Origin of the sequence: Streptomyces caniscabiei, assembly GCF_014930365.1 — a bacterium.
Taxonomy (GTDB): Bacteria; Actinomycetota; Actinomycetes; order Streptomycetales; family Streptomycetaceae; genus Streptomyces; species Streptomyces caniscabiei.
Genome location: NZ_JABXWI010000002.1, coordinates 56,265 through 79,938, shown reverse-complemented (window position 1 = coordinate 79,938; position 23,674 = coordinate 56,265). Strand labels below are relative to the sequence as shown.

Here is a 23,674-nt window from a genome sequence, read left to right as displayed (position 1 = left end):
GGATGACTCAGCCCGCGAACCGCTCCCGCACATCAGGCCGTTCGGCCAGGTGGGGCGGGTAACCGGGCCCCATTCGGGGGTGTGTGTCGTCGGCGGTCATCGGCTCGCCGCAGGCCGCGCACACCACCTCGGCGTGGCTCTCCCGGCCGCACGCATCGTGACGCATCGTCACCGGCGGGCCCGCCTCACCGGCCAGCCAACGGTCCCCCCACCGGTTCATCACCAGCAGTACGCCGTAGAAGTCGCGGCCCATCTCGGTGAGTACGTAGTCGTGGCGGACCGGGTCGGTCTGGTACGGCCGCTTCTCCAGCAGGCCCTCGTCCACCAGGCGGCGCAGCCGGTCCGTCAGTGTGTTGCGGGCGATCCCGAGCGATTCCTGGAAGGCGTCGAACCGCCGGATGCCGTAGAACGCCTCCCGCAGCACCAAGGGTGTCCACCAGTCCCCGAGTAGATCCATGGTCCGCGCGATCGAGCAGGGCCACTGCGCAAAGGATGTCCGCCTCATGGCGGCCAGCATAGGTGCGTCCGGTCGAGAGACCCAGCAGGTCAGCCGGAGAAGTCCGGTCGCGGAAGAGGCACGCGAGGTCTTGCGCCCGTGTGAGGGAGATGTCGCACCTCGCGGGGCCGGGCCCGGGCCCGGGATGAGGAACTGGACCCGGACCGGCCCCGCGAGGGTGGGGTCATACTCGGTCGGCTGCGATCAGGATGTACTGGAAGGAGCCGTCCCGGTAGGACTCGATGAACGCCTCCTCGATCCCGGTGACCAGCGAGGACGTGGCCCGCAGCTCCCAGTACGGCAGCGTCTCCCGCGTAAGGTCGACGATGGTGTGCGGCACCAGACGGTTGTCGGCCATGGCGCGCAGATACTCGCGGCGGGAGTGGATGTTGCACTCGAAGTGGGCGTTGATCTGGGAGACCCACTTCGACGGCTGGCCGTATCGGGGGTTCCAGCAACCGGTGATGGTCACATACCGGCCGCCCACCTTCAGGAAGCGGGAGTGCTCCGCGAACAGGTCGTGGAGGTCGACGTACATGGTCGACTCGTTGTTCCACGAGGCCGTGACGCTGCCCTTGTCGAAGGGCGTGTCGAGCATGTTGCACACGCGCGAGCGGACATGGTCCTCGACGCGCAGTTCCCGCGCACGCCTGTTGCCGAAGTCGGCCTGCGTGGCGGACAGGGTGACGCCCTCCACCTTGGAGCCGAAGCGCTGATGAGCCATGATCATGGACCCGCCGCGCCCGCAGCCGGCGTCGACGAGGGTGTCGTCGGGGCCGACGCCGCCGAGGTGGTCCAGCAGGAACTCCGCCTGCGCCGACTCCAGTCGGTGCAGCTCCGCGATGAGCTTCTTCTCGTACTCGCTGTCGGCCGGGTCACCGAGCGCGGAGTGGTCCACGGCACCGATGCCGTAGTGGTGGTGGTAGAGGCCGTCGACGTCGCCGAGGCGGAGGTTGACGGGCCGTGCCTCGTTGTTCCAGTAGCGGGCGATGTCCTTTTGGTACGGCGAGGCCGGAGCCGGGATCTTCGCGGTGGCGGTAGCGGTGGTGGGGGCGGTCGTGGGGGCGGTCGTCTCAGTGGTCATTGAATATCCGTTCTTCACCAGAAATCGGGCAGGCTGTAGCGGTAGGTATTGGTGCGGTGCCAGTCGTGGTTGCCGTCGACCCAGGCGGCCACGCCCCTGAGGAAACGCAGCACGGTGGGCAGGGGGCATGCCTGTGCGAGGTCGGCCGCGGCCGCCTCGAAGGCGTGCTGCAGTTCGTTGTGGACCTCGACGGCCTTCAGATAGGCGTCGCGCTCGGAGAGCTGCTCGCGTTCCGCGAGCACCACCGGCAGGTTCAGGTGGTGGCCCGGGCTGTCGAGCTCCTTGGTGTACGAGTACAGGTCGTTGACGATGGTCGTCGCGTTGCCGGCCAGGGCGATGACCCGTTGCATGTCCGGCCGGGCGTGCAGGTCCGCGGGCAGTTCGTAGCCGCCGACGGTGTCGGTGATCGTGGGGCAGGGGCGGAAGTTGTTGAACTGGCGCATCGCCAGGTACTCCCACACCTCCGGGACATGACCGGTCTCCGCCCAGGCGGCCTCGGCGAGGTACCCCATGTGCAGCCGGGCCATGTCGTGCCGGTAGCGGTCGGCCTGCGAGGGCGTGGCGGCGCGGACGAAGTGGTCCATCGCGCTGTGGTACGCCCGGCGCGGGGCGTCCGAGGCGAGGGACTCCTGCCACGCCGGCGCGTACTCCCCGGTGCTGTGGAAGTGGTCGAGTGCGGTGTGCGCGAGGAGCAGGCGTCCGCCGAGACCGACGGGTGACCCGCCGTGGTCCTCGCAGTAGCAGTCGTCCACCGCGTTCTCCGCGACCATCAGCCGCGTGGCGAGCATCAGATGGTCGACCGTCGGGGCGTCGGGGTGGCAGCCGACCATGTAACGCCCGACGGAGAAGCCGTCGAACTGCCCCTCCCACTCCTCCGGATAGAGCTGGACCTCGTCCTCCGCCCAGCGCTTGATGCGGCGGCTCACCTCCTCGACGCGCACAGGATCGGGCTCCGGGACGGGGTGGTGGTAGAGGCCGGGCACCGCTCGTCCCTCGGCGGCCGGAGCGCGTGCCGGGGACACCGGGTCCGGGAGCGGGGGGCGGTGACGGCCGGCCACGGAGAGCGAGGCCGTGCCCGGTCCGGTCGGTCCGCGCAGGATCGCCCGGAGGGCGGAGTCGGGCGCGGTCGTGTGGGCCGCGGTCGTGTCGGGCGCGTCCCGTACGGCGGCGGCCGCGGGCGCCTGTGCCTGTGCGGGCTCCGGCGTCGGGGGCGGTGACATCGGCGGACCCGGGATCGTGACCGGCGGATGCAGGGACGCCAGAAAGCCGGTGGGGATCGGCGTGACCGGAGGGTTCGCGACCACCGGTGCGGGGGCGTCCGGCACGGCCGCGGGCGGTGTCGGCCGCTGCTCAGGGGGTGCTGATCCGAGGGGCCCGGGGTCGGGCATCGGCGTCTCCTTGCTGCGGTGGGGTGGGTGCTCGGTCGTGCGTGCGCGCATACGGAGGCGCGGGGGCGCGTACGCGCTTACGCGGGGCGTGCCGGGTGCGTACGCGAGCGGGGCGTGGCGGGTGCGTACGTACGCACCCGGGGGCGTATGGGGCACGTGCGGACGCGGGGCGGGTCACCGGGCCGCGCACCCACGTACGTGACGCGGGGCGGGTCGGGCGTGGACCTGCCGCGGTTCGGGTCCGTCTCAGCGCGGTCTGTCGGTGATCTGCACGTTCTCCAGCACTCCGAGGGCGTCGGGCAGGAGCACCGCGGCGGAGTAGTAGGTGCTGACGAGGTAGGAGACGATCGCCTGTTCGTTGATGCCCATGAACCGGACGGAGAGGCCCTCTTCGTACTCGTCGGGCAGTCCCGTCTGCCGCAGGCCGATGACGCCCTGGTTCTTCTCGCCGGTGCGCATCGCGATGATGGAGCTGGTCTGCTCCCTGCTGATCGGGATCTTGTTGCAGGGCAGGATGGGCACCCCGCGCCAGGCGGGGACGGACTGTCCGCCGAGGTCGACGTGGTCGGGGACGAGACCGCAGGCGTTGAAGCCGCGTGCGATGGCGGCGATCGTCCTCGGGTGGGCGAGGAACATCCTGGTGCCTCGGCGACGGCAGAGCAGGTCGTCCATGTCGTCCGGGGTCGGGGGACCGGAGCGGGGCTGGATGCGCTGCTTGAAGTCGGCGTTGTGCAGCAGCCCGAACTCGCGGTTGTTGATCAGCTCGTGTTCCTGGCGTTCCCGCAAGGCCTCGACGGTGAGCCGGAGTTGCTCCTCGCTCTGGTTCATCGGGCCGTTGTAGAGGTCGGCGACCCGGGTGTGGATTCTCAGCACGGTCTGCGCGACGGAGAGTTCGTACTCGCGGGGCCGTAGTTCGTAGTCGACGAAGGTGCCCGGCAGGTCGGGTTCGCCGAAGTGACCGGCCGACACGGCGATCTCGGCCTCACCGTGCTTGTTCTGCGGCTGCCGTGCGCGGGAGGCGAACGTGTCGACATGGGCCCGGAGACGGGGCGCGGACTCCAGGACCGCGCTGAAGTCCGCACGGGAGAGGGTGAGGAGGGTGCCGGAGGTCTCGGCGGTGACCGTGCAGTCGTGGCGGGCGTCGGAGTCCGTCAGCGCGCTCTCGCCGAAGTGGTCGCCGTCGGCCAGCACCGCGACGGCCACCTTCTCGCCGTACTTGCCCTCGGAGGTCCGGCTGACCCGGCCGTGGGCGAGCAGATGGATGCGGTCCGCGGGGCTGCCGCGCTCGACGAGGACGTCGCCCGCCGCGAAGTCGCGCTGCGCGCAGCGGCCGGCGAGGGCGGTGAGGACGTCCGTGTCCTCGAATCCGCGCAGCAGGGCCAGCTCACCGAGCTCCCGGGGGATCACCCGGACCGTGGCGCCCTCCTGGACGAACTCGAGGCGCCCGTCGCCGAGGGTGTGGCGCAGCCGTCGGTTGACCCGGTAGGCCCCGCCTCCGGCCTCGACCCAGGGCAGCATCCGCAGCAGCCAGCGGGAGGTGATCTCCTGCATCTGCGGGGCGGACTTGGTGGTGGTGGCGAGGTTGCGGGCGGCGGCGGTGCTCAGGGACTGCTGCGGCGCGCCGGGTGTGGTCCGGGCGTCCGGGACGCTGTCGACGGACATCGGGGGGTGTCTCCTTGCACGACGGGGCGTCCGGCGCACACGGGTGCGCCGACCGGGGGACAGGGAGGGATGGGCAACGGGCGAGAAGGATCACGGGAATCCGTCCACCTGCAAAAACCTAGCCTCCGGACCGGCCGGATCCACCAGGCAGACGAGATGCTTACCTCGAAGCAGTGACAATCGGTGCGATGCGGTTTATCGGTGCGTGATGGGGCATCGCGCTCCACCGGTCCGGCTGTCGCAAGTGATCTGGGACATATGATCCGGTCATTCCTTATGGGTAGCTTGAGGTGCTTGCCCCTTTCGTGGTGGTGCGTCGTCGAGCGTGCCGCACCCCGATCCCCGCTCCGGGAGACCCATGCGCCCTCGAATAGCCTCCGTGCCGCCCCTCGCCCTGGCCGGCGGTGCGCTGACCGTCGGTGTCGGCGGTCTGTATCTGGCCGGCCTGCTCGTCACCGGTGGTGAGATCGAGTCGGGCACGACCGTGCGCGGGGTGGACATCGGCGGCCTCAGCCGCACCGAGGCCGTCCGCAAGCTGGACGACCACCTGGCGGCGGCCGGCTCGCGGGAGCTGGCCGTGCGGGTCGGCGACCGCCGAGGGAGCGTCGACCCCTGGCAGGCCGGACTCGCCTTCGACGCCGAGCGGACCGTCGACCGGGCGGCCCGCACGGCCTCCGATCCCCTCGGCATGATCGGCGGCCTCTTCCGCTCGGGCGGTGACATCGAGCCGGTCGTACACCTGGACGAGGGGAAGGCCCGCGCCGCCCTCGGGAAGCTGGCGAAGGGCCTCGACCGGCGGGTCGACGACGGGGCCGTGAACTTCGAGGACGGGCGGGTCGAGCAGGTCGCCCCGCACCGGGGCTACGCACTGGACGTGGACGCCGCCGTCGGCACCCTGCGGACCTCCTTCCTGCGCGGTACGGCGGACACGGTCACGGCGCTGCCCGCACGGGAGACCGAGCCGAAGGTGGACGCGGCGGAGGTGCGGCGGGCGGTGCGCGAGTTCGCGCGGCCGGCCATGTCGGCGCCCGTCACCCTCACCGCGGGCGGCAGCCGGTTCACGATCGGCCCGGCCGTCGTGGGCGAGCACCTGACGATGCGGCCGGACGACTCCGGCAGGCTCGTCCCGAAGCTGGACGGGAAGGGCCTGCGGGCGGAGCCCGAGGTGGCCGGCCCCCTGGCCGGCGTGACCGCCACGGCCCGCGACGCCGGGCTGCGGCTGGACGGCGACCGGGTCGTGGTGGCCGACGACGCCCGGACCGGCGTAGAGGTCACCGACCGGGCGCTGAGCGGCGCCGTGCTGCCGCTGCTCACCGAAGCGGGCACGGCCCGTACCGGCGAGGTGGCCGTACGGCGGATCCAGCCCCAGGTGACCCGGGAGAACGCGGCGCACCTGGGGCTGACGGAGAAGATGTCGTCCTTCACCGTCCACTTCGAGCCGGCCGCGTACCGCACGAAGAACATCGGGCGGGCCGCCCAGCTCATCAACGGCTCCCTCGTCATGCCCGACGAGACCTGGAGCTTCAACCGCACCGTGGGACAACGCACCGAGGCCAACGGCTTCGTCGAGGGCGTCATGATCCTCGACGACAAGTTCACCAAGGCGGCCGGCGGTGGTGTCTCCGCCGTGGCCACCACCATGTACAACGCGTTGTTCTTCGCCGGGGTGAAGCCGGTCGAGCACGGCGCCCACTCGTTCTACATCGAGCGGTACCCGGAGGGCCGTGAGGCGACGGTCGCCTGGGGCAGCCTCGATCTCCGGTTCACCAACGACTCCGGTCACGCCCTCTACATCCAGGCCGAGGCCACCGACACCTCGGTGACCGTCACCTTCCTCGGCACCCGGAAGTACGACGACATCAAGTCGGTGAAGGGACCCCGGACCGGGGTGAAGCCGCCGGAGAAGAAGGTGAGCACCGACGAGAAGTGCGTGCCGCAGACCCCGCTCGAAGGCTTCGACGTCACCGTGGAACGGGTCTTCTACGACGACGGCAAGGCGGTGAAGCGGGAGCCGTTCCGCACTCACTACACCCCGCGCGACGAGATCACCTGCGAGGCCCCCGAGGAAGCCGAAGCCGACCGGCCCGACGCCCGATAGGCGGCGCCCGAGGACGGACGGACGGGCGGCGCTCGGCGCCGCCCGTGTGGTGGGTCCGCCGCGGCCGTGGAGGGCCGCGGCGGACGGTGTCTCACGAGGTGAACGGCGTGGAGCCGTCCTCCGCGGCGATCTTCCACAGATGGTCGGCGGTCCCGGTGTCGTCCCACTGCAGGGCCTGGGCCCCGGACGACGTGGACATGTTCTGGATGCCGAGGACCATGCCGCTGTTCTTGTTGACGATCTTGGCGTAGCCGCCGCCGGCGTCGACGATCGACCACAGATGGTCGGCGGTCAGGGTGTCACCCCACTGGAGCGCGGTGGCCCCGGCGGTCTTGGAGGCGTCCTTGATGCCGAGGACCTGACCGCTGTTGGTGTTGAAGATCTTGTAGTAGCCGTTCTCGGCGGGGACCACCTTCCACCAGTGGTTGTCGCCGCTCGCGGCGGTCTGCTGCTGTACGGCGCCTCCGGCGGCGATCGATGCGCCGCCGATGCCGAGTTCCAGGTTGCTGTTCTTGTTGGTGATCTTCACCCGGGGTGTCTCGGGGTACCAGGACTCCAGCTCGGTGACGCCGACGAACTTGCCCGCCTGAGGGGTGAAGAGCACCCGGAACTGGGACGTGGTGATCGTCGGGAAGGTCACCTCGTTGGGGTTGTTCGCGACCGGCGCGGCCGGACTCTTCGTCTGGCTGGGCACATTCACCCAGGCCCCGTCCTTGAGGTACTGCACGGTGTAGCTCGCCGGGACGCGGATGTTCGCGCCGTCGTCGTAGGTGTAGAACTTCACCTCGTTGATCTTGCGCGGTGCCCCGAAGTCGACGCCGAGGTGGTCGGTGGCGTTGGGCGAGCCGGAGTTGGTCCAGCGGTCGTCGGGGATCTTGTCGTAGCGGATCCAGCCGTCGGTGGCCCGCAGCGGGGCGTCGAAGGTGGTCGGCTTGCAGGTCTGGCCGCTGTGGCAGTGCGGGCCGTTGGAGACGGTGTTGGTGTAGGAGGCGAAGGCCTTCGGGTACGGCTGGGTGACCGTGCGGCCCAGCCAGTCCTGCTCGGCGGTCAGCGGGTTGGCGGCCACGTTCATCAGCCGGGCGGGCTGCGCCGGGGTGACGGGGGCGGCCACGTTCACGGTGGTGTTGCCGACCGTCGCGGACTGGTGGATGCGCACGCCGTCCTGGAAGATCTGCAGGCCGCTGCCCTTGCCGTAGTGCGAGCCGTCCCGGTCCCAGCGGATCGAGTACGTGTGCCCGTGGTACGGCAGGCTCTCCACCGCGAACCAGTCCCAGCCGGACGGGACGAGCGGCTTGAGCACCAGCGTGTTGTTCGCCTGCGGCTTGATGCCCAGCAGACCGGAGAGCACCAGGTCGTTGAAGCTGGAGTGGTTGTAGTGCTCGCTGAAGTTGAACCCGTCGTAGATCCAGTCGCCGGTGTCACCGTTGGCGGCCTCGGCGATGTACGGCTTGCCGTCCTTGTGCTGGAGGTCGGCGAACTGGGCCAGCATCGTCTGGTAGTCGGCCTTGGTGACGAAGCTCTGCGTGGGGTAGTCCTGGAGCAGGTTCGCCAGGCCGGTGAGGATCTGGCTCGTCTGGTACGGCCAGCTCGGGCCGTTCCAGTGGCAGCAGTTGGCGTCGTCGCGCTTCTGCTCGGCCGGTATCGCCTCGTAGTTGAAGTACGGGTTGGCGGTGATCCGGTCCAGCTCGGCGAAGCCCGTGCCCTTGGTGAACTTCAGTGTGTTGGCCCCGGTCTTCATCGGGACCTGCACGGTGACGGACTTCGACTCCGAGAACTGGCCCCAACTGCCCCCGGCGGCGTAGCTCACCGTGACCGGGTTGGCCGTGTCCCCGTTCACGACGACCTTGTGCGTCGAGGTGGCGGAGGTGGCGTTGGCGTAGTGGACCGTCACGGGGTACGTGCCGTTGCCGGGCGCGTCCACGGTGAAGGTGACCGCGCTGTCGTCGAAGTCGATCTGGCCGACGTACTTGCCGTTCGATGCGGTGGAGGAGTCGTGGGTGTTCGCGTGGACGACGGTGGCCTGCTCGGCCTCGAAGTCGTGCACCCGCTCCAGGGTCGTCGGCCCGAACGGCGCCTTGAACCGCTTGGCGTCGGTCAGGTACTTCCACGCCGACGAGTACTGCGCGTCGGGGAGGTTGAACGCCCAGGGGGCGTAGCCCATCGCCTCGCGCCAGGTCGTCCGGGTCTGCTTCAGGGTGCCGTTGGTGTTGTCCGTGTTGTAGACCTGCATGAAGAAGTTCCGCTGCGGGTCCCACAGCGAGTTCTGCACGGCGGCCTTGAGCTGCGCGGCCTTGCCGTCGTACTCGCTCGCGGTCGCCGTGTCGCCGTTCATCGTGGAGATCTTGCTGATGGCCTGGGCGGCGGCGAACATGTACGCGTTGATCGTGGGCCGGTAACCGCGGCCGCCGCTGAACCAGTTGCTGCTGTGCATCGACGTCTCGGTGTACTCCGTGGCGTCGGACAGCGGGGTCTGGTGGAACAGGTCGCTGGAGGACTGGGTGCCGTTGACCGTGACGTCGGTGTCGAAGTTGGAGTCCCACCGCTTGTAGAGGGCGATCAGGTGGGGGAGCGCGGACTTGATCTGCGCCGCGTCACCGGTCACGAGATAGCGCTGGTACGCGGCGCTCGTGATCCACTCGCTGAAGTTGCGCGCACCCGAGTTGCCCGCCCCGCGCAGCCAGAAGTCCAGGTAGTCGCCCGCGTAGTCGCGGTTGTGCAGCCAGCGCCCGTCCAGCAGGTGGTAGCCGGTCGCGTCCGGCAGCGCGGTGTACGGGTTCCCGGCGTAGCCGATCGGCACGTCGTACTCGGTCGACACGTACCCCGTGCCCGGGACGGTGTAGCGCAGCGCCCGTTTGAAGGTGCTCCACCGGTAGTAGTAGACCTCGTCGATGTCGTTGTCGGGGGTGTCCAGGAACGGGATGTTGTCCTTGTACCACTGGCGCTCGTCCAGCTGGTTGGCCGCGAGGATCGCGTCCTTGTCCAGGGCGACCGCGTCGGGGTCGTCGGCGGCCAGCGCCGGGCTCGCTCCCGGGCCGGCCGACAGCAGGCCGACGGACAACACCGAGGCGCACAGGACGGCCAGCACGCGGCGCTCGGGTCTGCGGGGATGACGCATAGAGGTGTCCTCCATTGGGCACTCATGCGGTGGTTCGAAATGTTCGAGATTGCGAACACTGTTCGAAAAGCTGCCAGACGCTAAAGGCGCTGATCGGGGGAAGTCAAGAGGGGTGACAAGGGTTCGCGGGGCCGGTTCGCCGCATGCCCGCGCGGGCGTGCGGTCCCCTGCCGAGGGAGGTATGACTGACAGGGAACCCGGCGGAAGGGGTGAGCGCACCCCTGTGCGCCGCCGGAAGGAGCCCCGGTATGCCTGAGGAAGAGACCCGGAGCGGGAGCGGTGGACAGGACCGCGTCACCGCCGCGCCGGGTGGGCTGCTGGATGTGCTGCGGGTGGCGGCCCTCGTCCTCGGCAGCGACGGCCGGATCGTGCTGTGGAGCCCCGAGGCGGAGTCCCTGCTCGGCTTCAGTGCCGAGGAAGCGCTGGGCCAGGACGCGGGCGTCCTGCTGGTGGACCCCGACCACCGGAGCCTGGCGCACGACCTGTTCGACCGCGTACGCACGGGTGCCCGCTGGGCCGGTGTCTTCCCCGTACGGCACAAGGACGGCACCACCCGCCGGGTGGAGTTCCGCACCATGCAGCTGCGCGACGCCCGCGGCGACATCCACGCCCTCGGCCTGGGCACCGACGCCGACACCGTGCGCGACGTGGAGCGGGACCTGGCCCTCTCCCACATCCTGGTCAGCCAGTCACCGGTCGGCATCGCGGTCTTCGACACCGATCTGCGGTGGGTGCGGGTCAACCCGTCACTGGAACGCATCAACGGCGTCCCCGAGGAGGCCGTACTGGGCCGCCGCGTCGGCGAGGTGCTGCCCGCCCTCGACGTCGAGGCCATCGAGTCACGGATGCGGCGGGTCCTCGGGACCGGCGAGCCCCTGCTGGACCAGCAGACGGTCGGCCGGACGGCCGCCGACGGCGAGGAGCACGCCTACTCCGAGTCGTACCACCGGATCCAGGACGCCAACGGCCGGGTCCTGGGCCTCGCGATGGCGATCATCGACATCTCCGAGCGGCAGCGGGCCACGACCGAGATCGCCGAGGCCCGCGAACGCCTGGCGGTGATCGCCGACGCCGGCGTCCGCATCGGCACCACGCTCGACCTGCGTCGCACGGCACGGGAACTCGCCGACGTGGCCGTTCCCACCCTCGCCGACCTCGCGGCCGTCGACGTACTGGACGCGGTGGTCAACCCCGGAGGCACGGCCGCGCCCCGCACGGACGGCTCCCTCGACTTCTGGGCGCTCGCCCTCAAGGCGAACCGTCCCACCGACGCGATCGAGGCCCCGGACCCGGTCGGGGAGCCCGCCCAGTACAGCTCGTCCCGGCTGGTCACCCAGTGCGTGCGCGAAGCGCGGCCGATCCTGCTGGAGCACGTGGACGACGCGGCGGCCCGGCGCATCGCCCGCGACGAGGCCGCGGCGCGGGCACTGCGTCGTGCCGGCGTCCACTCCTGTCTGGTGGTTCCGCTCGTGGCACGCGGCGAGGTCCTGGGCACGCTCAGCCTGTACCGCACGACCGGCCCCCGGCCCTTCGACGACCAGGACCTCACCCTCGCCGGCGAACTGGCCGCACGCGCCGCCATCTGCGTCGACAACGCCCGCCTGTACGGCCGCGAACGCGACATCGCGCTCACCCTCCAGCGCAGCCTGCTGTCCCAGGAGCCACCGCAGCACGGCGGCATCGAGGTCGCCTCCCGCTATGTGCCCGCCATCAGCGAGGTGGGCGGGGACTGGTTCGACGTGCTGCCGCTCAATGACGGCAAGGTCGGACTCGTCGTCGGCGACGTCATGGGCAAGGGGGTGCACGCCGCCGCGATCATGGGCCAGCTGCGCACCGCCACCCGCGCCCTCGCCCGGCTCGACCTGCCGCCGGCCGAACTCCTGCACCACCTCGACGACCTCGCCGCCTCCCTCGGCGACGCGGACACCCTGGCCACCTGCCTCTACGTCGTCTGCGACCCCCGGCACGGCCGCTGCCAGCTCTCCCGCGCCGGCCACCTGCCACCGGTCCTCGTCGACCCGCGGGGCAGAGCCGAACTCCTCGACGTCGCCGGTGGGGTGCCGCTCGGCGTGGGGGGCGTGCCGTTCACCGTCGAGGAGCGGGAACTCGCCGAGGGGGCGCTGCTCGTGCTGTTCACGGACGGCCTGGTGGAGAGCCGCGCCACGCCCGTCGCGACGGGACTGCAACGCCTGCTCGAACTCCTGGACGGCACCAGGCTCCCCCTGGAGGAGACCTGCGACATGCTCCTCGGCGCCCTGGACCACGAACGCAACGACGACGTGGCGCTGCTCCTCGCCCGACGCGGCGGCCCGTGCCCACCGGTCGCCTGACCCGCCACGTCGGCGACCGCGCACCCGCCGCCCGACCGGCCCCCGGGCACAGGCGCGCAGGTCACCGCCCAGTAGAGTGCGCCTCTGTCGTCCCCGAGAGCCGCCCCCGAACCGCCGAGGTAGCACGCAGTGACCCCCGCACGACCAGGACCGCCGTACGCCGTCACCGTCGTCGGACTCGGCGCCGACGGCTGGCGAGGCGTCCCGGACGCCTCCCGGGAGGCCCTGCGCGACGCCGAGGTCCTGATCGGCGGCCCACGCCAGCTCGACCTGCTGCCCCCGGAGTGCGCGGGCGAGCGGATCGCCTGGCCCTCGCCCCTGCGGCCCGCCGTCCCCGCCCTGCTCGCCGCGCACCACGGCCGCCGGATAGCCGTCCTCGCCAGCGGGGACCCCATGTTCTACGGCATCGGCCGCGCCCTCGCCGAGGAGGCCGGTGACCGGCTGCGCGTCCTGCCGCACCCCTCCTCCGTCTCCCACGCGGCGGCCCGCCTCGGCTGGCCGCTGGAGGACGTCGAGGTCGTCACGCTCGTCGGGCGGCCCGCGCCGAGGCTCGCCGCCGCCCTGCACGACGGACGCCGGCTGCTGGTGCTGAGCGCGGACGCCGGCACGCCCGCCGAGGTCGCCGCCCTGCTGCGGGACCGCGGCTTCGGGCCGAGCCGGATACGCGTCCTCGAACAGCTCGGCGGCGCACGGGAACGCATCGGTGACCCGGCCACCGCCGACGACTGGACGCACCCCCGGCCGCCCGGCGACCCCCTCAACATCGTCGCCGTCGAGTGCCGGCGGGCCCCGGACGCCCTCCGGCTCGGCGCCGTCCCCGGCCTGCCCGACGAGGCGTACGAGCACGACGGGCAGCTCACCAAACGGTATGTGCGCGCCGCCACCCTGGCCGCGCTCGCCCCGGCCCCCGGCGAACTGCTCTGGGACGTCGGCGGCGGATCCGGCTCCATCGCGATCGAGTGGATGCGCACCCACCCCTCCTGCCGGGCCGTCACCGTCGAACGCGACCCCGTACGGGCCGCGCGCATCACCCGCAACGCCGACCGGCTCGGCGTGCCCGGACTGCGGGTCGTCACCGGGGCCGCGCCCGCCGCACTGGCCGAACTGCCGCGCCCGGACGCCGTGTTCATCGGCGGCGGCCTCACCGCGACCGGCCTGCTCGACGCCTGCTGGGCCGCGCTGCCCGCGGGGGGACGGCTGGTCGCCAACACCGTGACCCTGGAGTCCGAGGCGCTGCTCGCCGAGGCCCACCGCCACCACGGCGGCGAACTGGTACGGCTCGCGGTGGCGCAGGCCGTGCCCGTGGGCGGCTTCACCGGATGGCGGCAGGCCATGCCGGTGACCCAGTGGGCGGCCCGCAGACCCTTCGCCCCCCTCGACCCCCGCGACACCGCTTCGGAGGCAGACAGATGACCGTGTACTTCATCGGCGCCGGCCCCGGCGCCGCCGACCTGATCACGGTCCGTGGCGCCCGCCGGCTCGCCGCCTGCGAGGTCTGCCTGTACGCCGGCAGCCTCGTCCCCCGCGAACTGCTCGCCGAATGCCCGCCGGACGCCCGACTCGTCGACACCGCCCGGCTCGACCTGGACCAGATCACCACCGAACTGGTCCGTGCGCACGAGGAGGGCCACGACGTGGCCCGGCTGCACTCCGGGGACCCCTCCGTGTTCAGCGCGGTCGCCGAGCAGATGCGGCGGCTGGACGCGGCCGGGGTGCCGTACGAGGTGGTGCCGGGCGTGCCCGCCTTCGCCGCGGCGGCGGCCTCCCTGAAGCGGGAGCTGACCGTGCCGACGGTCGGCCAGACCGTGATCCTCACGCGCGTCGCCCAGCGGGCCACGCCCATGCCGGACGGCGAGGATCTCGCCACCCTCGGCCGCAGCGGGGCGCTCATCGTGCTGCACCTGGCCGTCCGTTACGTGGACCGGGTCGTCGAGGAACTCCTCCCGCACTACGGCGCCGACTGTCCCGTCGCCGTCGTCGCGTACGCCTCCCGGCCCGACGAGGTGATCATCCGGGGCACGCTGGAGGAGATCGCCGGGCGGGTGAAGGAGGCGGGGGTGCTGCGCACGGCTGTGATCATGGTCGGGCGGACGCTGGGGGCTTCGCAGTTCCGCGACAGCCACCTGTACTCGCCGGGGCGGGACCGGCACGAGTGTTGAGGGGGAGGGGGGTGCGTGGGGGGTTGCGGTGCGTTGTCGGGTGCGGGTGAGTGGGGCTTCTCGCGCAGTTCCCCGCGCCCCTGAAAAGCAGGGGCTGCGCCCCGTGCTTTTCAGGCCCGCATGGCCGTGGCTCTCCGGGCCCGCAGGGCCTGGCTTTTCAGGGGCGCGGGGAACTGCGCGAGCAACCACGAACCACCCGCGGTCGCCCACGCACCTGTACCCCCGAGCTGTCAGGCGCCCCGGCCCCCGGTGCTACGCTCCCCTTGCCTCCCGCGGGGGAAGTCCGGTGAGAACCCGGCGCTGACCCGCAACGGTGTGCGTGACGGCCGGGCAAGCCGTCGCGTGAGCCCGATCGCCCGTGGGTGGTGCGACCCGTTGAACGCTCGCCGTGGACTGCGAGAGGGGACCGCACGGCCCCCGCGCCGTACGGGCTGTTCCTCGACCGACGTCCGTCAGGCGGCCCCAGGCGAAGGACCGCCCCGACCGTGCGCCGCAGCCCCGCCCCCAGCCGAATACCCCTGCCCCCACTGCTGACCGGCCTCGCACTCCTGCTGCTGCTGTCGCTCGTGGCCGGCACCGGCCTGGGCGCCGCCGGCATCGGCTGGCCGGACGTCCTGCGGCTGCTCTGGGCCGGTGTCACCGGCGGGACCCTGCACACCGACGACGCCGCCTCGTACACCATCGTCTGGGAGATCCGGCTGCCCCGGGTCGTGCTCGGCGCCGTCGTCGGTGCCGGGCTCGCCGCCGTCGGCGTGGCCGTCCAGGCGATCGTGCGCAACGCGCTCGGCGACCCGTTCGTGCTCGGCATCTCCTCCGGCGCGGCGGTGGGCGCCAACGCGGTCATCCTGCTCGGCGCGTTCGCCGGACTCGGGATCTGGGCGCTGTCCGTCTCCGCGTTCCTCTCGGCGCTCGCCGCCATGGCCCTGGTGTACGCCGTGGCCCGCTCGCCCCACGGACTGACCCCGCTGCGCCTGGTCCTGACCGGGACGGCACTGGCGTACGGCTTCGAGGCGGTCACCACGGTCATGGTGTTCGGCGCGGCCCGGGGCGAGGCGGCCCGGTCGGCGCTGATGTGGCTCCTCGGCAGCCTGGGCGGAGCGACCTGGGCACAGGTGCCGATCGTCGCCGTGACCGTCGCGGCGGGCTGGGCGTGGCTGCGGCGACGGGCCGAGTCGCTCAACGCCCTCGCCATGGGCGACGAGACCTCCGCCGCGCTCGGCGTCCGGCCGGAGCGGCTGCGCCGGGAGCTGTTCCTCGTCACCGCCGCCGTGACCGGGACCGTGGTCGCGGTCAGCGGGGCCATCGGGTTCGTCGGGCTGATGGTGCCGCACGTCGTGCGGATGCTGGTCGGCGCCGACCACCGCCGGGTGCTGGCGGTGGCCCCGCTCGTCGGCGCCGTGCTGCTGGTGTGGGCGGATGTGCTCTCCCGGCTGCTGCTCGCCCCCGCCGAACTGCCCGTCGGGGTCGTCACCGCCGTGGTGGGGGTCCCCGCCTTCCTGCTGCTGATGCGGCGCGGCGGCTACGCGTTCGGAGGCCGCTGACCATGCGACTCGACATCGACGGCGTGACGGTCGAGGCCGCGGGCGCCCGGCTCGTCGACGACATCCGGCTCACCGCCGCGAGCGGGGCGTTCGTCGGGCTCGTCGGCCCCAACGGCAGCGGCAAGTCCACCCTCCTGCGGTGCGTCTACCGGGCGCTGCGCCCGGCCGCCGGCGCGGTGCGGCTGGACGGGGACGACGCGCACGCCATGCCGGCGCGGCACGCCGCCCGGCTGCTGGCCGCGCTGCCGCAGGAGTCGACCGCCGAGTTCGACTTCACCGTCGCCGAGGTGGTCGCCATGGGCCGGCTGCCGCACCGGGACCGGACGGCCGCCTCCGACGCGGAGATCTGTGCGCGGGCCATGAGCCGCACGGGCGTGGACCATCTCGCCGACCGGGGGTTCCCGGCCCTGTCCGGCGGCGAGAAGCAGCGCGTCCTGCTCGCCCGCGCCCTCGCCCAGCAGCCGCGGGTGCTCGTCCTCGACGAACCCACCAACCACCTGGACATCGCCCACCAGCTGGACGTGCTGTCCCTGGTCCGCGACAGCGGCGTCACCGTGCTCGCCGCCCTGCACGACCTCAACCTCGCCGCCGCGCACTGCGACGTCCTGTACGTGATCGCGGGCGGCCGGATCGTCGACTCCGGCCCGCCCCACGACGTCCTGCGCCCCGACCTGCTCGCCGAGGTGTTCGGGGTCCGCGCCCACCCCGTACGGCACCCGGAGACCGGTGCCGTCCAACTCCTGTTCGACCTGCTCCCGCCCACCGCCTGACACCCCCGACCACTCCCTCCCCGAGGACCCTCATGCGCAAGCTGCTCGCCGCCGCCCTCTGCCTCGCCGCGACCGTCACCGCCACCGGCTGCGGCGCGACCGTCGAACCGTCCGACGACGCCGGAGCCCGGTCCGCCGGGAAGGCGGTCACCCTCACCAACTGCGGCCGCGAGATCACCTTCGACAAGGTCCCCGAGCGCGTCGTCACCAACGACGTCGGCATCACCGAGCTGATGTTCGCCCTCGGTCTGGAGGACCGCATGGCCGGGTTCGCCATGCCCGACGACAAGGGCGATCTGAGCGGGGTGCCCTGGAAGGACGGCTACGACGAGGTGAAGTGGCTGTCGAAGGACCAGCTGACCAAGGAGAACGTCCTCGACGCCAGGGCCGACCTCGTCTTCGCCGGCTGGAACTACGGCTTCCGCGAGGACGCCGGCTTCACCCCGGACGCCCTGGAGAAGCTCGGCGTCCCCTCGTACATCCTCACCGAGTCCTGCCGCAACGGGCGGACCGGGACCTCGCGCGGCATCATGCCGCCCCTCGACGCCCTCTACACCGACCTCACCAACCTCGGGAAACTGTTCGGCGTCGAGCAGCGGGCGGCCACGCTGATCGCCGACTTCAGGAAGCAGATCGCCGGCGTGCGCGCGCAGGCACCCGCGAAGAAGCCCAAGGTCTTCCTCTACGACAGCGGCCAGGACCAGCCCTTCACCTCAGGCCGCTACGCCGCCCCCGAACAGATCATCACCGAGGCCGGCGGCGTCAACGTCATGCACGACGTCGAGGACTCCTGGACCACCGTCGGCTGGGAGAGCGTCGTCCAGCGGAACCCGGACGCCATCGTGATCTGCGACTACGGCGACGTCAGCGCCGAGCAGAAGAAGAAGTTCCTCCTCTCCTACGCCCCGCTGCGCGACGTCTCCGCGATCAGGCACAAGCGGATCTTCGTCCTCGACTACGTCGACCTCGTCGAGAGCCCCCGCAACCCGTCGGCCGTCGCCCGCCTCGGCGCCTACCTGCGCACCGTCGCGAAGGGCTAGTGCCGCGTCAGGCAACGTTCGCCCCGTCGCGACGCCCGGCACGCCCTCTCGCCGCACCGGCCGAAAACCCAAGTACATCCAGTACGAGGGCTTTCGGCCGGCACACCGAGAGCACGCACCGGACGCCGCTCCTTGACGGGCAAACGTTGCCTGACGCGGCACTAGCTCCCAGCCTCAGCGCACCTCGCTGCGGCCCACCACCGTGCCCGCGCGGTCGATGCAGATGACGTCGACCGCGACGGGCGCGCCCCGCAGCACGGCCAGGGCCTCGTCGCGGGCCGTCGTCGCCACCAGATCGCCGAGCGGCACCCCGGCCGCCTGACAGAGCTGGAGCGCGGCAAGTCCGGTGTTGGCCCCGGCGACCTCCGCGGCGAGAGCCTCGTCGGCCCCGGCGCGGCGGGCGAGGTCCGCGAGGAAACCCTTGTCGACCTGGGAACGGGCGGAGTGCAGGTCGAGATGGCCGGCGGCGAGCTTGGAGAGCTTGGCGAAGCCGCCGCAGACGGTCAGCCGGTCCACCGGGTGGCGGCGCACGTACTTCAGGACCGCGCCCGCGAAGTCGCCCATGTCGAGCAGCGCGTCCTCAGGCAGCGCGTACTCGGCGACGACCGTCCGCTCCGAGGTCGACCCCGTGCACCCGGCGAGATGCGTGCGACCGGCCGCCCGCGCCACGTCCACGCCCCGCCGGATGGAGTCGATCCACGCCGAGCAGGAGTAGGGGACGACGATCCCGGTGGTGCCGAGGATGGACAGGCCGCCGAGGATGCCGAGACGGGGGTTCCAGGTGGAGCGGGCGATCTCCTCGCCGTGGTCGACGGAGACGGTGATCTCGACGTCGCCGGTGCCGCCGTGGCGGGCGGCGACCTCGGCGACGTGGTCCCGCATCATCTGGCGGGGGACCGGGTTCACGGCCGGTTCGCCGACGGGCAGGGGCAGGCCGGGGCGGGTGATCGTGCCGACCCCGGGGCCCGCCCGGAAGACCACCCCCGCCCCGGCGGGCAGCAGCCGTACCGTGGCCCGGACCAGCGCGCCGTGCGTGACGTCCGGGTCGTCGCCCGCGTCCTTCACGATCCCCGCCATCGCGCTGCCGCCGGTCAGCTCCTCGGCCGCGAGCGCGAACGCCGGGGTCTGTCCCTTCGGCAGGGTGATCGTCACCGGGTCCGGGAACTCGCCCGTCAGCAGCGCGGTGTACGCCGCCGTCGTGGCCGCCGTCGCACACGCACCGGTCGTCCAGCCGTGCCGCAGACCGGTGTGCTTGAGTTGGGCCGCGCGACCGCCCTTCGCCGCGCCGCCGCCCCCGTCGGCACCCTGCTTCTCGTCACCGCTCATGAACGGACCCGGACTCCCATGCACGTACTGATACTCGGCGGAACCACGGAGGCCCGCCGTCTGGCCGAACTGCTGCACGCCATCCCGGGCGTCCGCCTGACCAGCTCCCTCGCCGGACGGGTCGCCAGCCCCCGGCTGCCCCCGGGCGAGGTCCGCGTCGGCGGCTTCGGCGGGGCCGAGGGGCTGGCGGCCTGGCTGCGCGAGCACGGGGTGGACGCGTTCATCGACGCCACGCATCCTTTCGCCGGGACCATGAGTTTCCACGCGGCACGGGCGGCCGCCACCACCCATGTTCCCCTGCTCGCGCTGCGCAGGCCCGGCTGGGCCCCGGGCCCCGGCGACGACTGGCACGACGCCGGCTCCCTGACGGAGGCCGCGCGGCTGCTGCCCACGCTCGGGCGGCGGGTGTTCCTCACCACCGGGCGCATGGGCCTGGCCGCGTTCGCCGCCCTGGACGACCTGTGGTTCCTCGTCCGGTCCGTCGACCCGCCCGAGGCCCCGTACCCGGCCCGGACCGAGGTGCTGCTCGACCGGGGCCCGTTCACCCTCGACGGGGAGCGGGAGCTGCTGCGCCGCCACCGCGTCGACGTCGTCGTGACGAAGGACAGCGGGGGAGCGGCGACCGCGCCCAAGCTGACCGCCGCGCGCGAGGCGGGGCTCCCCGTGGTCGTGGTGCGCAGGCCGCCCGTGCCCGAGGACGTCCCCGTGGTGGCGGACCCGGAGGCGGCGGCCCGATGGGTGGCCGAGCGCCTCCACGCCCGCTGACGCCCGTCCGCCGCACGCGCTCCCGCCCCGCTCACGTCCGCCCGCCGCACGTCCTCGTCCCGCTCACGCCTCCGGATACCGGCGGGGCGTCCACACGATCTGCTCGCCGTCCCCGCGCCGGACCGCCCGGGTCTGGGAGGAACCGACCAGCAGGATCGTGCGCATGTCGACCTCGGCCGGGTCCAGGTCCGCCAGCCGTACGATCCGCACCCGCTCGCCGGAGCCGCCCACGTCCCGGGCGACCACGACCGGGGTGTCCGGCGCCCGGTGTTCGAGGAGCAGCTCGCGCGCCTTGCCCACCTGCCAGGTCCGGCTGTGCGAACCGGGGTTGTAGAGCGCGAGCACCAGGTCCGCCGAGGCCGCCGCGCGCAGCCGCTCGGCGATGACCTCCCACGGCTTGAGCCGGTCGGACAGGGAGATCGTGGCGTAGTCGTGGCCGAGCGGGGCCCCCGCGCGGGCGGCGGCCGCGTTGGCGGCGGTCACCCCCGGCAGCACCCGCACCGGCACGTCCGCGTACTCCTCCTGCGCGGCGACCTCCAGCACCGCCGTCGCCATGGCGAAGACCCCCGGGTCACCCCCGGAGACGACCGCGACCCGCCGCCCGCGCCGGGCCAGATCGAGGGCGAACTCGGCACGCTCCGACTCGACCCGGTTGTCCGAGCCGTGCCGCACCTGCCCCGCCCGCCGGGGCACCCGGTCCAGATAGGTGGTGTAGCCGACGAGGTCGTCGGCGGCGGCGAGCGCGCCCCGCGTCTCGGGCGTCAGCCACAGCGGACCGGCGGGCCCGGTGCCGACGACGACGACTTCGCCCCGCTCCCGGGCCTCGGGCCGCTCGACGTCGACCTGGCTGGGCAGCACGGCCACCGAGAAGTACGGCACCGACTCCGGGTCCACGTCCGCCAGTTCGCCGAGCCGCTCGCCGGCCATGGTGGCCCGCTCCACATAGCGGGCCTCGCCGAGCCGTCCCGAACTCTCCAGCGCGCTCCGCACCTTGGTGAAGGTGCGCCCCAGCTTCATCACCACGGCCACGTCCGTCGCGGCGAGCCGCGCGGTCAGCTCCTCCTCCGGCAGGGTGCCCGGCAGGATCGTCAGCACCTCCTCGCCCTCGGCGAGCGGAGTGCCGAGCCGGGCCGCGGCGGCCGACACGGACGTGACACCGGGGATCACCTCGGTGTCGTAGCGGTCGACCAGCCGCTTGTGCATGTGCATGTAGGAGCCGTAGAACATCGGGTCGCCCTCGGCGAGGACCGCGACCGTGCGCCCGGCGTCGAGATGTGCCGCGAGCCGGGCCGACGCCTCCGCGTAGAAGTCCTCCATCGCACCCTTGTAGCCGCCGGGGTGGTCGGTGGTCTCCGTCGTCAGCGGATACATCAGCCGTTCCTCGATGTGGTCGGCGCGCAGATGCTTCGCCGCGATCGAGCGGGCGATGGAACGGCCGTGCCGGGCGCTGTGATACGCGATCACGTCCGCCTCGGAGATCACCTCGACGGCCCGGACGGTCATCAGGGACGGGTCACCGGGGCCGAGCCCCACCCCGTACAGCTTGCCGCTCACTCTTCCTCACTCGCGATCGCGTTGAGCGCGGCGGCGGCGATGGCGCTCCCGCCACGACGGCCGCGGACGACGAGGTGCTCCAGGCCCGACGGATGCTCCGCCAGCGCGTCCTTGGACTCGGCGGCGCCGACGAAGCCGACCGGCACACCGATGACGGCGGCGGGCCGGGGCGCGCCCTCGTCGATCATCTCCAGCAGCCGGAAGAGCGCGGTGGGCGCGTTGCCCACGGCCACCACCGAGCCCTCCAGCCGGTCCCGCCACAGCTCCAGCGCGGCGGCGCTGCGCGTGGTGCCCAGCTTCGCCGCCAGCGCGGGGACGGCCGGGTCGGAGAGCGTGCACAGCACGTCGTTGTCGGCGGGCAGCCGCTTGCGGGTCACCCCGCTGGCCACCATCTTGACGTCGGTGAAGATGGGCGCCCCGGCCCGCAGCGCCGCACGGGCGCGGGCCACCACGTCGGGGGTGTACGTCAAGTCCCGTACCAGGTCGACCATTCCGCAGGCGTGGATCATCCGGACCGCGACCTGGCTGACATCGGCGGGCAGGGCCGCGAGGTCCGCCTCCGCGCGGATGGTGGCGAAGGACTGCCGGTAGATCGCCGGGCCGCCCTTCTCGTAGTCGTAGGTGGTCACGGTGGTCTTCTCGCTGCTCTCGGTCGTCGTACGGGGGTCGTTCGTGCGGGTCGTGCGCGTGCTCGGGTGCGTGGTCTCGGGTGTGCGTCGTGCGTGTCGTGCGGGTTCTCGGTCGTTATGGGGTGATCTCCCCCAGGGCGTCGGCGAGTCGGGAGGCGTCCGTCATGGACGCGGTGCGGGGGCTCCGGCCGGGGGCGGTGCGGGAGAGCGCGTAGCCGCCGCCCTCCACCGCCACCACGTCGATCCGTTCGCCCCGGGGGTGGCCGCAGCGGCGCTCGCAGCCGGACCAGTACAGGGGGAGTCCCGCGCGGCCCGCCGCCTCCAGGCTGCCGGTCGCGTCCGCCCGCACGTCCGCCAGGGACTTCGCGCAGCCGGGCCGGCCGATACAGGCGCCCACGCGCGGCCAGGGGGAGGCGGGATCGGTGACGAGACCGGTCACCGCGAGCCGGGCGAGCGCGTCGGCCGTCTGCTCCTCGCCCAGACCCGGTACGGGGACGACGACTCCGCGCCAGGGCGTCAGCCGCAGTTCGCGGCAGGGTGTCGTGGCCGCGAGAGCGGTCAACTCCCGCCACTGGAGGGGGGTGAGGCGACCGAGCGGGACGTGGACGGAGAGGGCGTCGCCGACGGCTCCCGGCAAAGGGCCGCCGGGTCCGGAAGGTGGTCGCTCGGGTCCGGAGGATGGTCCGTCGGGTCCGGGTGTGGCCGTACCGCTCTCGTCACGGACCCGGAGCGCGGTGGCGACGCCGGCGGCCGACAGCCGGTCCCGGACCTCGCGGAGAAGCGTGTCCTGGGACGGGAGTTCGGTCACACGCCAGACGCGCGCCCCGCTCTCCCGCGCCGCCTGAAGGAAGGTCTCGGCGGCGGTCAGCGCGGCCCGGGCCGCGTCCTCGCCGGACACCGACAGGCTCTCGCCGGCCGTCCCCAGACTCAGCAGCGCACCGTCGCCCCCGGCCGCCCGGACCGTCACATCGGCGTCCAGCGCGGCCACGTCCCCCCGCCCGTCGTCGAGCGCGAACAGGAACCGGCCCGACAACCGCCGCGCCGCCTCGCTCGCGCACAGCGCGGTGTCCAGGGCGGTCAGCCAGGGCCGTACGTCGCGCAGACCGCGTCCGTCGAGACCGGACAGCGGCGAGGCGACGACGTTGCGCACCCGCTCGTGCCCGGCGGACGGCAACAGGCCCGCCGCGTCCAGCGACCCGGCCAGCTCGCCCCCGCAGCCGTCGGCCAGTCCGCGCAGCTGCACATTGCCGCGGGAAGTGAGGTGAAGATCACCGTCCCCGAGCCGCCCTGCCGCCTCCGCGAGCGCCTCGGCCTGGCGGACGGTCAGCACACCGCCGGGCACGCGGACCCGGGCCAACGCCCCGTCGTCCGCCGTGTGCAGCCGCAGCGTCCCCGGGCAGGCGTCGCCACGGTCCCGTGTGACCGCTGTGGCCTGGGACGATGAACGCGGGGGAGGCGTGGACATGGCGGCGAGCATACCCACCGGCACAACGGACGTATCCTCCGCCCTTTTGGGGCAGCCTTCCTTTTGAGGCGACCCTTACTATGCTGCTCGGTGGATCATCCGGTCCATCGACGCCACCACGGCGACAGGGGAGGAAGCCCGGTGTGAGTCCGGCGCGGTCCCGCCACTGTGAGCCCGTCCCAGGAGGGTCGGGCGAGTCAGGAACTCCCTTCCCCGTACCCCTCGGCCCGTCCGAGCAGGGGAGACTTCCGA

17 protein-coding genes and 1 riboswitch are annotated in these 23,674 nt (G+C 72.6%); of the genes, 8 read left to right on the top strand and 9 right to left on the bottom strand.

The window, feature by feature from the left end; genetic code table 11:
* Window positions 1–7: 7 nt before the first annotated feature.
* The 4 genes from HW837_RS04885 to HW837_RS04870 all read right to left on the bottom strand — a co-directional run bounded on the left by HW837_RS04885 (window position 8) and on the right by HW837_RS04870 (window position 4,630).
* Complete coding sequence (locus tag HW837_RS04885; protein WP_045560236.1) at window positions 8–505, bottom strand: winged helix-turn-helix transcriptional regulator; 498 nt, start codon at window positions 503–505, stop codon at window positions 8–10.
* Between the two features lie 175 nt (window positions 506–680).
* Window positions 681–1,580, bottom strand: coding sequence for a geranyl diphosphate 2-C-methyltransferase (locus HW837_RS04880; protein WP_193381883.1), 900 nt, complete (start codon window positions 1,578–1,580; stop codon window positions 681–683).
* A 14-nt stretch (window positions 1,581–1,594) separates the two neighbouring features.
* Complete coding sequence (locus HW837_RS04875; protein ID WP_193381882.1) at window positions 1,595–2,968, bottom strand: family 2 encapsulin nanocompartment cargo protein terpene cyclase; 1,374 nt, start codon at window positions 2,966–2,968, stop codon at window positions 1,595–1,597.
* Window positions 2,969–3,214: 246 nt separating this feature from the next.
* Window positions 3,215–4,630 (bottom strand): family 2B encapsulin nanocompartment shell protein, encoded by a 1,416-nt coding sequence (locus HW837_RS04870; protein ID WP_193381881.1) that lies wholly within the window; start codon window positions 4,628–4,630, stop codon window positions 3,215–3,217.
* A 358-nt stretch (window positions 4,631–4,988) separates the two neighbouring features.
* On the opposite strand from HW837_RS04870, the gene HW837_RS04865 reads away from it, so the two are divergent.
* A complete protein-coding gene (locus HW837_RS04865; RefSeq protein ID WP_193381880.1) occupies window positions 4,989–6,728 on the top strand; it encodes a VanW family protein in 1,740 nt (579 codons plus the stop codon).
* Between the two features lie 91 nt (window positions 6,729–6,819).
* Here the strand turns inward: HW837_RS04865 and HW837_RS04860 are convergent, their stop codons facing one another.
* Entirely contained in the window at window positions 6,820–9,858 is a 3,039-nt protein-coding gene (locus HW837_RS04860; RefSeq protein WP_234442667.1) for an MGH1-like glycoside hydrolase domain-containing protein, read from the bottom strand.
* Between the two features lie 233 nt (window positions 9,859–10,091).
* Here HW837_RS04860 and HW837_RS04855 point away from each other — a divergent pair, with 233 nt between their 5' ends.
* The 6 genes from HW837_RS04855 to HW837_RS04830 all read left to right on the top strand — a co-directional run bounded on the left by HW837_RS04855 (window position 10,092) and on the right by HW837_RS04830 (window position 17,683).
* Entirely contained in the window at window positions 10,092–12,173 is a 2,082-nt protein-coding gene (locus HW837_RS04855; RefSeq protein WP_193381879.1) for a SpoIIE family protein phosphatase, read from the top strand.
* Between the two features lie 129 nt (window positions 12,174–12,302).
* Window positions 12,303–13,586, top strand: coding sequence for a bifunctional cobalt-precorrin-7 (C(5))-methyltransferase/cobalt-precorrin-6B (C(15))-methyltransferase (locus tag HW837_RS04850; protein ID WP_045559983.1), 1,284 nt, complete (start codon window positions 12,303–12,305; stop codon window positions 13,584–13,586).
* The gene (gene cobM, locus HW837_RS04845) at window positions 13,583–14,332 is read left to right on the top strand and encodes a precorrin-4 C(11)-methyltransferase (RefSeq protein ID WP_193381878.1); all 750 of its coding nucleotides are present in this window, start codon (window positions 13,583–13,585) and stop codon (window positions 14,330–14,332) included. Before HW837_RS04850 ends, cobM begins: the two co-directional genes overlap by 4 nt.
* A gap of 485 nt (window positions 14,333–14,817) precedes the next feature.
* A complete protein-coding gene (locus HW837_RS04840) occupies window positions 14,818–15,873 on the top strand; it encodes a FecCD family ABC transporter permease (RefSeq protein ID WP_045559985.1) in 1,056 nt (351 codons plus the stop codon).
* 2 nt (window positions 15,874–15,875) lie between these two features.
* Window positions 15,876–16,643, top strand: coding sequence for an ABC transporter ATP-binding protein (locus HW837_RS04835; protein ID WP_045559986.1), 768 nt, complete (start codon window positions 15,876–15,878; stop codon window positions 16,641–16,643).
* Between the two features lie 32 nt (window positions 16,644–16,675).
* A complete protein-coding gene (locus tag HW837_RS04830; RefSeq protein WP_193381877.1) occupies window positions 16,676–17,683 on the top strand; it encodes an ABC transporter substrate-binding protein in 1,008 nt (335 codons plus the stop codon).
* Window positions 17,684–17,857: 174 nt separating this feature from the next.
* Here HW837_RS04830 and HW837_RS04825 read toward each other — a convergent pair whose 3' ends face one another.
* On the bottom strand, window positions 17,858–19,009 hold the full coding sequence (locus HW837_RS04825; RefSeq protein WP_193381876.1) for a cobalt-precorrin-5B (C(1))-methyltransferase: 1,152 nt from the start codon (window positions 19,007–19,009) through the stop codon (window positions 17,858–17,860).
* Between the two features lie 18 nt (window positions 19,010–19,027).
* Between HW837_RS04825 and HW837_RS04820 the strand changes: the two genes are divergently transcribed.
* Window positions 19,028–19,774, top strand: a complete 747-nt coding sequence (locus HW837_RS04820; protein WP_045559989.1) for a cobalt-precorrin-6A reductase — start codon at window positions 19,028–19,030, stop codon at window positions 19,772–19,774.
* 63 nt (window positions 19,775–19,837) lie between these two features.
* On the opposite strand, the gene HW837_RS04815 is transcribed toward HW837_RS04820, so the two are convergent.
* The 3 genes from HW837_RS04815 to cobG all read right to left on the bottom strand — a co-directional run bounded on the left by HW837_RS04815 (window position 19,838) and on the right by cobG (window position 23,434).
* The gene (locus HW837_RS04815; protein WP_045559990.1) at window positions 19,838–21,328 is read right to left on the bottom strand and encodes a precorrin-2 C(20)-methyltransferase; all 1,491 of its coding nucleotides are present in this window, start codon (window positions 21,326–21,328) and stop codon (window positions 19,838–19,840) included.
* Window positions 21,325–21,957: a precorrin-8X methylmutase gene (locus tag HW837_RS04810; protein ID WP_193381875.1), complete on the bottom strand. Its 633-nt coding sequence runs from the start codon at window positions 21,955–21,957 to the stop codon at window positions 21,325–21,327. The genes HW837_RS04815 and HW837_RS04810 overlap by 4 nt, the downstream gene beginning before the upstream one ends.
* Before the next feature lie 115 nt (window positions 21,958–22,072).
* Entirely contained in the window at window positions 22,073–23,434 is a 1,362-nt protein-coding gene (gene cobG, locus HW837_RS04805) for a precorrin-3B synthase (protein ID WP_193381899.1), read from the bottom strand.
* Window positions 23,435–23,514: 80 nt separating this feature from the next.
* A riboswitch (cobalamin riboswitch) is annotated at window positions 23,515–23,645 on the top strand.
* The last annotated feature ends 29 nt before the right edge of the window (window positions 23,646–23,674 follow it).